A 13,041-nucleotide genomic window follows, 5' to 3' on the forward strand; every position below is an offset into this window, starting at 1 on the left:
GACGGCCGAACCGGCGTACCGCCGATGGTGCCGAAATTCGTTCACCCGTAAGGGCAATTTCACACCCTCGCAATCAGGTGCCCGATCGCGGCGGCTGGATACGCGAACCACGCAAGTAGGTGACTGATTGCAGGGATGAGGACGACGTCAGGCGGCGAAGTGTTCCAGGAGCAGGACCTGCGCCTCACCGACGGCGAAGCCGAGGACGGCGCCGGTCGCGATCAGGATCCATTCGTCCTGCTGGAAAGCCGGCCGCAGCAGGCCCTCGAACTCGCGCGGCGACAGCTCCTTCATCTTGGTCACCAGCACGTTCCTGATGTCCATCGCGTCGTTCGCGTAGTCCTCGATGTACCGCATGGTCTCCGGCAGCTTGTCCATGATCTTCTCGGCGATGTTCAGCTTCATGTCCTGATACCGCCTGCTGCCGACGGCGAACACCACCAGCGGCTTCCCGACGCCGACGCGTCGGCCGAGCTGTTCGTCGAGCTGACGTTGGATGAGCCCGAGCACCCGGTCCGAAAGCGGGCCGTGCAGGACCGCCTCGATCACGTTGTGCGGGGTGATGATCTCCTTCGCGATCAGCGCGCCGTACGCCTCCGCGACCTCGCCGCGCCGCTTCAGGAACAGGCCCTGCCAGCGCACGCCGAAGTACCGGCGCTCTTCGAGCGGGTAGAAGATCATGCGCAGCGCCAGCCAGTCGGTGAACCAGCCGGTGAAGAGGCCGAACAGCGGCATGATCAGCGGGAACTTGAACAGTACCCACGCGATCATCTGGATGACGCCGATCAGCCCGCCGAACACGATGCCGGAGCGGGCGATGAACTTGAACTCCTTGTCGCCCGCCTCCTGGAAGATCCGGTTCAGCAGCCGCTTGTCCTTGACCAGGGCGGTGACCACCATGCCCTTGAGGTCGAACACACTGTCCACATCGGACTTGATCAGTTCCAGCACGGCCGCTACCATCTTCGGCGTCTCGGCCTGGACGCGCTGGATCACCAGCCGCTGCATCCCCACCGGCAGCGATTCCCACAGCCCCGGCTGGTAGTGGCCCGCGACGTCGCGCACGATGTCCTCGACGGCGGCCTGGAGCGGTTTTTCGATCTCCCGCGCGATTCTCTGCGGATCGAGCCGGGCGACGACCTCCGCCGGTTTGATCAGCTGTTCGGTCATCGTGTCGCAGGCGATGCTCGCCATCCGCGCGGCGCGTTTGGGCACGATGCCCTGCCAGCCGAGGAAGGGTTTGATCCCGATGAACTCGACCGGCTGGAACATCATCCGGATCGCGACGAGTTTGGTGGTGTAGCCGATGAGCGCGGCGACGATCGGGATCGAGACGTAGAGCGGCCAGTGCCGGCCGAAGTCGGCGAGGATCCCGTCGAGGAACGCACCCATGCCGGGGTCAGCCGGCGCTCGGGTCGCAGGCCTGCCAGAACTGGGCGCCGAGCCGGGAAATATGGACGGTGCGCTTGACGAATTTGGCCCGCTTGACCGCCTTCTCCGCCTCGCGGACGGTCTCGTCGGTCAGCAGGATCTCGTACTGCGTCTCCAGCGACGGCACCTCTTCGTCCAGCTCGACCAGGCCGAGCCCGATCAGCCGGGTGAGGTAGCCGGGCACCTGGTCGGGCAGCGAGACCCCGGCGGCCTTGCCGACGGTGGAGGCGTTGCGCAGCACGAACCGCCCGGCGCCGCCGAGGTTGGTCCGCTCGGCGACGTCGACGGCGGGGAACGGCGAGCCGTCGGAAAGCGCGGAAAGGATGCGGGCCTCGTCCGGCGTCAGCTGCCGCAGGATGATCGCGTAGAGGTACTCGCGCGCCCGCTCGCGGCCGAAGCCGATCGAGTGGTTGAGCAGTTCGGCCATCGCCGCGCGGAGCGGTTCGAGCCGGTCGCGCGTGTGCACGAGGGTGATGGTCGCCTCGACCGGGCGCGCGCCGTTGCTGTCGGGCCGGTTCATCGCCGACGCGGCGGTGGGCGCGGCGTGGTACGGGTCGTCGACCTCGTCGAGACGGCGGCGGAGCTCCGAAAGCAGCTGCCGCTCGCCCTGTTTGATGACCTGCTCCGCGATTTCGACGCCGGGGAGCTTGCGAGTGAACTCGAAGCCCGTGCGGGCGGCCCAGCCCGCGAGCTGCCCCGCGCGTTTGGCGAAAGCGGCCAGGTCGTCACCGGCGGGTCGATCGTTGCTCACGGGCACTCCCCTCACGTTCGCGCTGATGCTACCTGCGAGTAGGCCGAATGGCCGAAATTGTGATCGACGAGAGTGTTTGGATGAATACATGAGCTTCACGCGCTGGGGTCCGCCGATCGACGTCCTCCCGCTGTTCGCGCGGGAGGAGCAGGCCTTGCTGGACGTCCTCACCGGATTGGACGCGGAACAGTGGGCCGCGCCGACGGTGTGCCCGGGCTGGACGGTGCACGATCTCGCCGCCCACATCCTGGGCGGCAAACTCGGCAGGCTGTCGCGCGATCGCGACGACTACCGGACGACGGCGCCGCGCGAAGGCGAGCGGTTCGGCGCTTTCCTCGACCGGATCAACGACGAATGGGTGGTCGCGTGCCGTCGGCTGTCGCCCGAAGTGCTGTTCGCGATGCTGGTGGACAGCACCTCGCAGATCGCCGAAATGTTCGGCCGCGCCGACCTCGAAGCCCTGGGAGATCCGGTGGGCTGGGCCGGTGACGAACCGGCGCCGGTCTGGCTCGACGTCGCCCGCGAGTACACCGAGTTCTGGGTGCACCAGCAGCAGATTCGCGAAGCCGTTGGAGCACGGACGCTCGACGAGCGGGAATTCCGAGGGCCGGTCGTCGACACCTTCATGCGGGCGTTGCCGCACACCCTGCGTGACGTCGAAGCGCGAACAGGACGGCAGGTCGCCTACACCGTCACCGGCCAGGGCGGCGGGAAGTGGACGGCGCAGCGGACCGCGGACGGCTGGGCGATCGACAGCGCCGCGCCGACGTCGCGCGCGCCGCTGGCCTCGGTGACGACCAACGCGGACACCTTCTGGCGGCTGTGCACCCGGAACCCGGCGGAGGGGGACCGGGTCACCACCCAAGGCGACGAAAACGTTTGCGCGGCCGTGCTCGGGATGACGTCGATCATCACATCGAGTAGCGGCTGACCTTCTCCGGGCGGAGGACGAGCCGGACGAGGTCCAGGGTCTGGATCCCGGCGAGTTCGCCCGCGAGGGCCGGGTCTTCGAGGTCCCAATAGCGCTCGGCGAGGCGGGCGGCCAGTTCGTGCGCCCCGTCGGGCTCCACCGTGGCGCGACCGGCGACCGCCACCCAGCGTTCGCGTTCGCCCACCGGCGCGGCGACGACGATCGCCGCGCGGGGGTCGCCGCTCAGCTTCCGCACCTTGGGCGAGTCCCGGGGCGTGAACAGCTGGATCGTGCCGTCGCCGGCGGCTTCGAACCACACCGGCCGGACCGGCCCGTCGGCGACGGTCAGGAACCCGTGCAGGGGACGGCGGAGGAATTCGAGGTCTTCGGCGGTCAACATGAGCTCGATTCAACCCGGTGGTCTTGGACGTGCCCATAGGTGAAAAGCCGGATCGCCTGTGTATTCGTCTACTCTCGGCTGCGTGGACGTGTTCAGTGACCTGATCCGCGGGGTGCGGTCCCACGGTTCGTTGTTCGGCAGTTCGACGCTGTCCCCGCCCTGGTCTCTGCGTTTCGTCGACGGAGCGCCGCTGACCCTGTGCGCCGTGCTCACCGGGGCGGGCTGGATCGTGCCGGAGGACGGTCCGCCCGAGCCGCTTCGCGCGGGCGAGACGATCATCGTGCGCGGCCCCGCGACGTTCACCTTCGTCGACGAGGTCGGCACCGCGGCCGAGGCGATCGCGTGCGGCGAGCACTGCGCGACACCCGAGCAGGGCGGGACAAGGCACCGCCTCGGCTGGGTCGACGACCCCGGCGGCGAGACGACCTTGATCGTCGGCGCGTACCCGGTGCGCGGCGAGATCGGCCGCCCGCTGCTGGACGCGCTGCCCGTCGTGCTGCGGGTGGACGCCGGGGGCGCGGGCGACCCGGTGCTGGACCACCTCGCCGCCGAGGTCGCCGTCGACGCGCCGGGGCAGCAGGTGGTCCTGGACCGGTTGCTGGACTGGATGCTGGTCTGCTCGCTGCGCGAATGGTTCGACCGGCCCGGCGGCGAACCCCCGGCGTGGTGGGCGGCCCAGCGGGATCCGGTGGTCGGCGACGCGCTGCGCCTGCTGCACGCGGAACCGGCGGCACCGTGGACCGTCGGCTCGCTGGCCGGGCGGGCCGGGGTCTCGCGGTCGACGCTGGCCAAGCGGTTCGCCGAACTGGTCGGGGAACCGCCGCTGACCTATCTCACCCGCTGGCGCATGACCCTCGCGGCCGATCTCCTGACCGGCCGGGAGTCAGCGACCATTTCGGACATCGCCCGCACCGTGGGCTACTCGGACCCCTTCGGGTTCAGCGCGGCGTTCAAACGCGTGCGCGGCGTCAACCCGAGCGAGTTCCGGCGCGGTGTCCCTCAGCGCAGCTGATGCCGGGACTTCTTGGCCTGCTTGCGCAGTTGCAGGATCCGGGCGCCGCCGACGAGCGCGACCAGCGCGCCACCGGCGATCACGGAGAACAGCATCGCGACGGCCAGCGGCATGCTGCCGGACATGCCCAGGAAGTGGACGTTGGCCGTGTCCTGGTTCTGCAGGATGAACACGAGCAGGAACACCAGCACGATCAGCGCCACGATGACGGCGATCCACGTGCCGCTCACCCGCGTGCGTTTGAGCTTCGGACCGGCGTCGAACTTCCCGCTGTGGCGCGCGCCGCCAGGGGTTTCGGGCGGCGAAGCGGGCGCGACCGGAACCTCGGCGGCGCCCTCCTGCGGCTGCGTCATGCAGGACAGTGTCCGCCGAAGTGGGCGTGATCGCGCCCTCAAGCGTCCGAACGGGTGACCTCGTCCGCCGCGCGCAGCACGCGCAAGGTGTTCTTCCCGGCCAGCTTCGCGCAGTCCTCTTCGCTCCAGCCGCGCTCCAGCAGCGCGGCGAACAGCACCGGGTACTTCGAAACGTCTTCGAGGCCTTCGGGCAGCGTCGCGACTCCGTCGTAGTCGCCGCCGAGGCCGATGTGGTCGACTCCGGCCACTTCGCGCGCGTGCTCGATGTGCGCGACGACGTCGCCGATGCTCGCCTTCGGCTTCTCCGGGCCGCCTCGTTCGGCGGTGAACTTCGTGCGCTGGTCGAGGTTCCGGTAGTCCTTGCCCGCGGCGTCCATGTCCTGGCGCAGCCGGTCGTCCCACTCGGAGACCTTCGGCGAGATGAAGCCAGGCACGAACGTCACCATCGCGACGCCGTCCTTGGCGGCCAGGGTTTCGAGGACGTCGTCGGGGATGTTGCGAGCGTGGTCGTTGACCGCGACGCACGAGGAGTGACTGAAGATCACCGGCGCGGAACTGACCGCCAGCGCGTCGCGCATCGTGCTCGGCGCGACATGCGAAAGGTCGACCAGCATGCCGATCTTGTTCATCTCGGCCACGACGTCGCGGCCGAAATCGGTGAGCCCGTCGTGCTTGGGTTCGTCGGTGCCGGAGTCGGCCCAGGTGGTGTTGTAGTTGTGCGTCAACGTCATGTAGCGGACGCCGAGGCGGCGCAGGATCCTCAGCACACCAAGGGATTCGGCGATGCTGTGGCCGCCCTCGGCGCCCAGCAGCGACGCGATCTTGCCGTCACGGAAGGCGGCTTCGGCCTCGTCGGCGGTGTCCACGAGGGCCAGGCGATCGGGGTAGCGCTCGATCATCTGGTGCACGATCTCGATCTGCTCGAGCACCGCCGTCACCGCGCTGTGCCCCTCGAACTGGCAGGGCACGTAGACGGACCAGAACTGCATCCCGAGCCTGCCTTCGGCGAGCTTCGGGAAGTCGGTGTGCAGATGCGGCTGGCGGACCGTGAGATCCGTACCGGCCACGGCCTGGACCGGATCGGGCCCGGTCGTGACCCGCAGCTCCCATGGCAGATCGTTGTGCCCGTCCGCGAGGAGCACCGTTTCGAGCAGGGCCTGGGCTCGGACGAGGTCACCGTTAGTCATCCGACGATGTTACGTTCGGCTACTTTGCTCTCCCCGCTACGGGTTCAGCCAACCCGCGGCCGCTACCAAACCGTTGCCCGTCACCTGGTGCCCGCCGGGATGGCGATGGGCGACGACGTCCGCGTCGCGTTCGCGCAGGTCACGGACGAGCGTCTCCGCCGACGTCAGCGGCGCCATCGGATCGTGTTCGCCGTTCGACAGGAAGACCCGGGTACCGGACAGATCGGCCCGCGGCGGCTCGGGAAGGGGCGACATCGCCGCGAACAGCGCCGCCTCCCGGACGGCGTCCGGGCGGAGCAGGGTCACCGCGGCGGCGATGTTCGCGCCGTTGGAGAACCCGATGGCGACCAGCCGCCGGTCCCCGAGGCCGTATTCCTCGCGCGACGAGATCACGAAGTCGGCCAGCTGGTTCGCGCGGACGACGACGTCCTCGTGATCGAAGACGCCTTCCGCCAGCCTTCGGAACCAGCGCGCCGCACCGTGTTCCGACACCGGCCCGGCCGGCGCGAGCAGCGCCGAGGCCGGACTCAGCTGACGGGCGAGCGGCACGAGATCGTCCGGGCCGCCGCCGGTGCCGTGCAGGAGCAGCAGCACCGGTTCGTCCGGCGACCCTTCGACGTACTTGTGTTCCAAGGTGCTCATCGCGGGTTGTTCTCGCTCGGGAGGTCCAGCTTCGGCAGCATCGCCTCGATGTCTTCGCGCTTGGGCTCCAGCCACGGCGGCAGCTTCAGCGCGCGGCCGAGTTCGAGCAGCGGCTCGTCGATCGCGAACCCGGGTTCGTCGGTCGCGACCTCGAGCAGGGTGCCGCCCGGCTCGCGGAAGTAGATCGAGCGGAAGTACTGACGGTCCAAGATGGACGTCACGTTCACGCCGTCGTCGATCAGCTCGTCACGCCACGCGGCCTGGGTCGCCTCGTCCGGCGCGCGCCAGGCGACGTGGTGCACGGTGCCCGCCGCCACCAGCCCGCGCGGGGCGTCGGGCGTCACGAGGACGTCGACGAGCGCGCCGGGACCGCCCTCACCTGCGGAGAACCGGAGGCGGTTGCCCTCCTGGTGTTCGAAGGTCAGGCCGAGCCCGTCGGTCAGCATCCCGGCGGTCGCGTCCTCTTTGGACACCGAAAGCGTGACGGAGTGCAGGCCGCGGATAGCGTGTTCGGCGGGGACGAGCTTCGTGTCCCACGGGTCACGCGGGTCGCCCTGCGGATGCGCGACGAGCGCGAGCTTGAGGCCGTCCGGGTCGGCGAAGGTGAGCGTCTCCTCGCCGTCGGAGTTGCGGATCCGGCTCGACTCGACGCCGCTCTCGGCGAGGTGCCCCTTCCACCAGCCGAGCGAGGTTTCCGGCACGGAGAACGACGTCGTGGTCGCCTGGCCGGTGCCGTGACGGCCCTTCGGCGCGTCCTTCCACGGGAAGAACGTCATCAGCGAGCCGGGCTTGCCGGACCCGTCGCCGTAGTACAGGTGGAAGGTGCCGGGGTCATCGAAGTTCACTGTGGTCTTCACCAGCCGAAGGCCGAGAGCCCGGGTGTAGAAGTCCGCGTTGCGCTGGGGATCGCCACCGATGGCGGTGACGTGGTGCAGGCCCGAAGTCTTGATCGACATGGTGGCCCCTTCCTCCGGTAGCCGGTGAAATCAAGCTAACCCGATAACCTCTCGCGCGCAAGATATATTCCAGGAAGAGTTCTTGGTGTACCCTCGCTCGCGTGACAGAGGTGAAACCGGAGGAACCGAACGACGACGAAGTGGTCACGTGGTGGGGCCTGGTGATCGAGGGCTACCTGGCCACCCAGACCAAGCTGATGGGCGAGATCGCCGAACGGTTCAGCCTGGCGCCGGCCTCGTTCGACATCCTCATCCGGCTCGTGCGCTCACCCGAGCACCGGATGCCGATGACGCGGCTGGCCGTCGAGGCGGCGCTGTCCAGCGGCGGGTTCACCAAGGTCGCGGACCGGCTGGTCGCCGCGGACCTGATCTGCCGCGTGCCCAGCCCGGACGACCGGCGTGTCACGTTCGCGGCGCTCACCGAGCACGGCCTCGACGTCGCGGAGCAGGCGCGGGAGGCGTGCGCGGAGATCCTGCGGCGCATCGTTTTGGCCCCGCTCGGGGACGACGCGCACGGCCTGGCCGAGGCGATGCGGACCCTGCGCAGCGTCAACGGCTCCTGATCCGCCTTCAATCACGCGTGTCGCCCGTTCAATCACGCGTGTCGCCCGTCTGATCACGCGTGTCGCCCATTCAGTCACGTCGGCTCGGCGTGTGGCATCGGCGAACACGCGTGATTGGACGCGGGACTCGCGTGATCAGATGGCGAACTCGCGTGATTGGAGGCGGAACTCGCGTGATTGGGCGGGCTTCAGCCGGGCAGGGGCGAAGCAGGATCGGGTTGGTAGGCCCGGACCTCGTACATGTCCCGCACCAGTTCCCGGATGACGTTGCGCCGGATCTTCCCGGTCACCGTCTTCGGCAGTTCGCCCAGCTCGACGATGCCCCGCGGCCGCTTGAACGACGCCAGCCCGGCCCGGCAGAACTCGATCAGCTCGTCCGCGTCCAGCCGACGGCCGGGCACGCCGACCACGCACGCGACCGGTTTCTCGATGCCGTCGGCGTCGAAGGCGGCCACGACCGCGACCTCGGCGACCGCCGGATGCTGCAGCAGCCTGTCCTCGACCTCGGCGGGTGACACCCAGATCCCGCCCGGTTTCAGCAGGTCGTTGAACCGCCCGAGACAGGTGTAGCCGCCGTCGGCGTCGCGCACGAAGCTGTCGCCCGTCCGCAGCCATTCGCCCTGGAAGACCCGCTTCGTCGTCTCGTACCGCGCCCAGTACCCGGTCGCGATCGACGGTCCGGCGACGAACAGCTCACCGGGCTGCCCGTCCGGCACGGGGTCGCCGTGCTCGTCGCGCAGCGCGACCTCGTAGCCGGGGACCGGAATCCCGGTGCTGCCGGGCCGCACCTGGTGCGGCCGGTTGGACAGGAAGACGTGCAACGCCTCCGTCGAGCCGATCCCGTCGAGGATCTCGACGCCGAACCGGTCGCGAAACCGTTCGTACAGCACGGCGGGCAGCGGCTCCCCCGCCGAAACTGCTTGGCGTACCGAGGCGAACGTGTCGTCGGGGATGTCGCTGGCGAGCAGCGCCGCGTAGAAAGTGGGGACAGCGAAGAACAGCGTGGGCCGCTCCGCGCGGGCCCTGGCGGCGATCAGCCCCGGGGTCGGCCTCGCCGGTTCGAGCAGCGCCGTCCCGCCCGCCGCGAGCGGGAAGAACGCCGAATTCCCCAAGCCGTAGGCGAAGAACAGCTTCGGAACGGAGAGGAACCTGTCGTTCGGCCCGATGTCGAGCACGCCGCGCGCGTACGTCTCGCAGACCGCGCGGATGCCCGCGTGCCTGTGCATCGCGCCCTTCGGCTTGCCCGTCGTCCCCGAGGTGTACAGCCAGAGCGCGGGCGAGTCCTCCCAGGTCGGCGCCGGTTCGAAACCAGCATCGTCCACTGTGGACAGATCGCTCCATTGGTGCGTCCGGACCCCGGACCGCAGTTCGGCCGCCTTGGCCCTGTCCAGCACGACGTCGGTGACCTCCGGCGCCAGCCCCAGCGCGATCGACGCCTGCGCGGCGAACTCGCCGGAAACACACAGCACCCTGGCCCGTGAATCCGCGAGCACCTTGCCGAGGTCCATGCCGGTGACCATGGTGGACACCGGCACCGCGACCGCCCCTGCCAGCATCGCGCCGAGGATCCCGGTCAGCAGTTCGACGTCGTCGACCATGCAGAACAGGACCCGCTCCTCCGGGCGGACGCCGATCGCCTTCAGTCCGGCCGCGATCCGGCGGGTTTCGGCCGCGAGCCCCGCGTACGTGAGACTTCGCCGCGGGGAGACGACCGCGTCCTTCGCCCCGCGCCCTTCCGCCAGATGCCGGTCGAGCAGGTAGCTCGCCGCGTTGAACCCGGTAGCAGCAGCGGTCACGGGCACACCTTCTGTCGGCTCAGCTCAGGTAAACGTATTCGTAGTCGAACGGTTTCCCATTGATGCCCTGGCGTGGCGGCGCCACCCAGCTCGCGATCTTTCCTCGTTCGTACACCGGGTGCATCAGCGATCGGACGAAGGTCAGGTCTTCGGGAGTGGGCAGCCACTTGCGTTTGCCGGCCAGCCACGTCGGCTCGTCGACAACCGTGCCGTCGGGCGTCACATGGTGGCCGGAGTTTATGCCGACTTCGCGGTTGAATCCAGGGTGCGGGAGGACGAATCGGAAGTCGATACCGGCCTCGTCCAGGATCTTGTTCCAGCGGTTGACCCCGGTCTGACAGTCGGCGCGGTACTCCTCCCGCAGGTCGAGGTTCAGCAGCAGGATGGCCTGCAGTTCCTCGGTCTCCCAGGTGCCGTCGGCCCTCGGCCGGGACAGCGATCCGGCGGCGTCGGTGAGCTTGTGGTCGTCCTTGCGGCGGGTCTCCTGCCAGCGGCCTTTCAGCCCGGCGGTGTAGTAGTTCGCCGCGTTGGTCGAAGTCTCGCTGCCGAACAGGTCGAGTGAGACGGTGTAGTGGAAGTTGAGGTAGCGCTGGATGAGATCGAGCGGGATCCCGCCGTGCCCGGCGATGTCGAAGGTGTCGTGCTCGCGGACCAGTTCGGCACTGCGGGTGACCACCCGGTCGACCCCGGTGGTGCCGACGAACATGTGGTGCGCCTCTTCCTTGAGCATGAATTCACAAGTTCGGGAAAGCGGGTCGAAGCCGCTTTCCTTGAGGGTGCCGAGCTGATATTTGCCATCGCGATCGGTGAAATAGGTGAACATGTAGAAGGCGAGCCAATCCGCGGTCTCCTCATTGAAGGCGCCGAGGATACGCGGGGCGTCCGGACTTCCGGAATTCCGGAGCAACAGGCTTTCCGCCTCGTCGCGGCCTTCCCTGCCGAAGTAGGCGTGCAGCAGATACACCATCGCCCACAGGTGACGGCCTTCTTCGACGTTGACCTGGAAAAGGTTCCGCAGGTCGTAAAGGCTCGGCGCGGTGAGCCCCAGCAGTTTCTGCTGTTCGACCGACGCGGGTTCGGTATCGCCCTGGATGACGATGAGCCGCTGCAGGTCGGCGCGGTACTCGCCGGGAACCTGCTGCCAGGCCGGTTCGCCCCGATGCTCGCCGAAGGTGATCACGCGGTCCGGATCCGGCTCGGCGAGGAAGATCCCCCACCGGTAGTCGGGCACGTTGACGTGGTCGAAATGCGCCCAGCCGTCCCGGCCGACGCTGACGGCGGTACGCAGATAGACACCCTGGGTCCGCAAGGTGGGGCCCATTTCGCCCCACCAGTCCAGGAACTTCGGCTGCCAGCCCTCCAGCGCCCGCTGGAGCCGCCGGTCCCCGGAGAGATCGACGTTGTTGGGGATCCTGGCGTCGTAATCGATCTTGGTGGGCATGGGTTTCAGACCCGCTTCCTGTCGAAGACGGCCTTCTGACCAGTACCGTAACGGCGCAGCGCGCCCTCGGGACCGGATGCGTTCGGACGAGTGAAGATCCAGTTCTGCCAGGCGGCGAGCCTGCCGAAGATCTTGCTTTCGCAGGTTTCGGGGCCGACGAACCGGTGGTTCGCCTCCATTCCGGTCAAGGCGTCCGGGCTGAGCGAAGCCCGTCCTTCCAGCGCGATCCGGATCTCGTCCTCCCAATCGAGGTCGTCCGGGGCGTCGGTGACCAGGCCGAGTTCGTGCACTTCCGCCGGGCTCAACGCTTTGCCGCGTTCCTCCGCGAGCCTCGTGACGTTGCCCGGGTCGCCGAAGAACCGGGATTCGAGGCGGGTCAGGCCGTTGCCCATCGGGAAGCGGCCGAAGTTGGCTTCGGACAACGTGATCGACGCACGTTCTTCACTGTCTTCGTCGTCGATCGGCGGACCGTCCAAGATGTACTGCCGGTCCGCGGCGAGGGCGAGTTCCAGCAGGAGGCCGGCGAAGCAGCTTCCGGGCTCGATGAGCGCGATCAGGCTGCGGCTGGTGACATCCAGGCGCTTCAGAGTTCGCTTCCAGTAATGGATGATTTCGTTGCTCAGACAGTCTTTCGCGTCGAAAACGGCGTTCTCGTGCTCGATGACCTTCGCGGGATCGCCTTCGGTGCGGAGCACCCACGTGCCGAGTCCGGGTTCGTTGGTGCGCAGACGAAGGATCGCGTCGTCGAGTTCGCGGGTGACGTCGAGTAGCCAGCCGTCGTCGTCTTCGGGGCCCTTGACGGTGATGGTCGCTTCGGTCCCGTCTTGGACGATGTCGACATAACGATGCTTCAGTGACGTGAGCTGGATACCTTCGCCGTCGAGCCGCTCGGTCGTCCGCGCGAGTTCTTTCGCCCTGGCCAGCACGGCTTCGCGGAACCCCTGGCGCGGGACGAGCTCGTCGACGAGCCGCCAGTCGACGGCGGTCTTCCCCTTCACCCCGTCAGGACGGGTGGCGAAGACGTCGGCGAGGTCGCGCCGCACACCCCGTTTGTCGACCACCCTGGTGAGCCCGCCTGTCCCGGGGAGGACGCCGAGGAGCGGCACCTCCGGCAGCGCGACGGTCGAGGAGTTGTCGTCGACCAGCAGGATCTTTTCGCAGGCCAGCGCGATCTCGTAGCCACCGCCGGCGCACGCGCCGTTGACCGCGGCGACGTAGAGCTGTCCGGAGTGGGCGGTGGCGTCCTCCATGGCGTTGCGGGTCTCATTGGTGAATTTGCAGAAGTTCACCTTCCACTCGTGCGACGACGACGCCAGCATGCGGATGTTCGCGCCGGCACAGAAGACGTTGTCCTTCGCGCTGGTCACGATGACCACGCGGACCTCGGGATGTTCGAACCGCAGCCGCTGCGTCGCGTCGTACAACTCGATGTCGACGCCGAGGTCGTACGAGTTGAGTTTGAGCTCGTAACCCGGTACGAGTCCCCCATCGGCATCGACGTCGAGTTCGAGCCACGCGACGTCGCCGTCGGTGGACAGCTTCCAGTGCCGGTAGCCGCTGGGATGACGTTCGAACGTCACCGATGTGGTCCGCGTCACC

13 protein-coding genes are annotated in these 13,041 nt (G+C 68.3%); 3 read left to right on the forward strand and 10 right to left on the reverse strand.

Going from position 1 to position 13,041, the window contains the following annotated elements; all coding sequences use genetic code 11:
• Positions 1–147 precede the first annotated feature (147 nt).
• The gene (locus ACFOSH_RS28990) at positions 148–1,392 is read right to left on the reverse strand and encodes a DUF445 domain-containing protein (protein ID WP_378242251.1); all 1,245 of its coding nucleotides are present in this window, start codon (positions 1,390–1,392) and stop codon (positions 148–150) included.
• Between the two features lie 7 nt (positions 1,393–1,399).
• Complete coding sequence (locus ACFOSH_RS28995) at positions 1,400–2,182, reverse strand: Abi-alpha family protein (protein ID WP_378242252.1); 783 nt, start codon at positions 2,180–2,182, stop codon at positions 1,400–1,402.
• An 88-nt stretch (positions 2,183–2,270) separates the two neighbouring features.
• On the opposite strand from ACFOSH_RS28995, the gene ACFOSH_RS29000 reads away from it, so the two are divergent.
• Positions 2,271–3,113, forward strand: coding sequence for a maleylpyruvate isomerase family mycothiol-dependent enzyme (locus tag ACFOSH_RS29000; RefSeq protein ID WP_378242253.1), 843 nt, complete (start codon positions 2,271–2,273; stop codon positions 3,111–3,113).
• Here ACFOSH_RS29000 and ACFOSH_RS29005 read toward each other — a convergent pair.
• Positions 3,094–3,492 carry a pyridoxamine 5'-phosphate oxidase family protein gene (locus ACFOSH_RS29005; RefSeq protein WP_378242254.1) on the reverse strand — a complete coding sequence of 133 codons (399 nt, stop codon included), beginning with the start codon at positions 3,490–3,492 and terminating at the stop codon, positions 3,094–3,096. The two genes, ACFOSH_RS29000 and ACFOSH_RS29005, sit on opposite strands and share 20 nt — an antisense overlap.
• An 82-nt stretch (positions 3,493–3,574) precedes the next feature.
• On the opposite strand from ACFOSH_RS29005, the gene ACFOSH_RS29010 reads away from it, so the two are divergent.
• A complete protein-coding gene (locus ACFOSH_RS29010) occupies positions 3,575–4,504 on the forward strand; it encodes an AraC family transcriptional regulator (protein WP_378242255.1) in 930 nt (309 codons plus the stop codon).
• On the opposite strand, the gene ACFOSH_RS29015 is transcribed toward ACFOSH_RS29010, so the two are convergent.
• From ACFOSH_RS29015 to ACFOSH_RS29030, 4 genes are read right to left on the reverse strand one after another with little or no spacing between them, the layout of a single operon-like run.
• Positions 4,492–4,857, reverse strand: a complete 366-nt coding sequence (locus tag ACFOSH_RS29015; protein ID WP_378242256.1) for a LapA family protein — start codon at positions 4,855–4,857, stop codon at positions 4,492–4,494. The two genes, ACFOSH_RS29010 and ACFOSH_RS29015, sit on opposite strands and share 13 nt — an antisense overlap.
• A gap of 38 nt (positions 4,858–4,895) precedes the next feature.
• Positions 4,896–6,044: a dipeptidase gene (locus tag ACFOSH_RS29020; RefSeq protein WP_378242257.1), complete on the reverse strand. Its 1,149-nt coding sequence runs from the start codon at positions 6,042–6,044 to the stop codon at positions 4,896–4,898.
• A 36-nt stretch (positions 6,045–6,080) separates the two neighbouring features.
• The gene (locus ACFOSH_RS29025; protein ID WP_378242258.1) at positions 6,081–6,686 is read right to left on the reverse strand and encodes an alpha/beta hydrolase; all 606 of its coding nucleotides are present in this window, start codon (positions 6,684–6,686) and stop codon (positions 6,081–6,083) included.
• Entirely contained in the window at positions 6,683–7,642 is a 960-nt protein-coding gene (locus ACFOSH_RS29030) for a ring-cleaving dioxygenase (RefSeq protein WP_378242259.1), read from the reverse strand. Before ACFOSH_RS29030 ends, ACFOSH_RS29025 begins: the two co-directional genes overlap by 4 nt.
• A gap of 101 nt (positions 7,643–7,743) precedes the next feature.
• Between ACFOSH_RS29030 and ACFOSH_RS29035 the strand changes: the two genes are divergently transcribed.
• Entirely contained in the window at positions 7,744–8,205 is a 462-nt protein-coding gene (locus ACFOSH_RS29035; protein WP_378242260.1) for a MarR family winged helix-turn-helix transcriptional regulator, read from the forward strand.
• Between the two features lie 188 nt (positions 8,206–8,393).
• On the opposite strand, the gene ACFOSH_RS29040 is transcribed toward ACFOSH_RS29035, so the two are convergent.
• Genes ACFOSH_RS29040 through boxC form a run of 3 tightly spaced genes read right to left on the reverse strand, consistent with a single transcriptional unit; the run spans position 8,394 to position 13,040 of the window.
• Entirely contained in the window at positions 8,394–10,001 is a 1,608-nt protein-coding gene (locus ACFOSH_RS29040) for a benzoate-CoA ligase family protein (RefSeq protein WP_378242261.1), read from the reverse strand.
• Positions 10,002–10,020: 19 nt separating this feature from the next.
• Positions 10,021–11,442 carry a benzoyl-CoA 2,3-epoxidase subunit BoxB gene (gene boxB / locus ACFOSH_RS29045; RefSeq protein ID WP_378242262.1) on the reverse strand — a complete coding sequence of 474 codons (1,422 nt, stop codon included), beginning with the start codon at positions 11,440–11,442 and terminating at the stop codon, positions 10,021–10,023.
• Between the two features lie 5 nt (positions 11,443–11,447).
• Positions 11,448–13,040, reverse strand: a complete 1,593-nt coding sequence (gene boxC, locus ACFOSH_RS29050; RefSeq protein WP_378242263.1) for a 2,3-epoxybenzoyl-CoA dihydrolase — start codon at positions 13,038–13,040, stop codon at positions 11,448–11,450.
• Position 13,041: the final 1 nt, after the last annotated feature.

It is taken from the genome of Amycolatopsis speibonae (assembly GCF_042647925.1).
GTDB lineage: Bacteria > Actinomycetota > Actinomycetes > Mycobacteriales > Pseudonocardiaceae > Amycolatopsis > Amycolatopsis speibonae.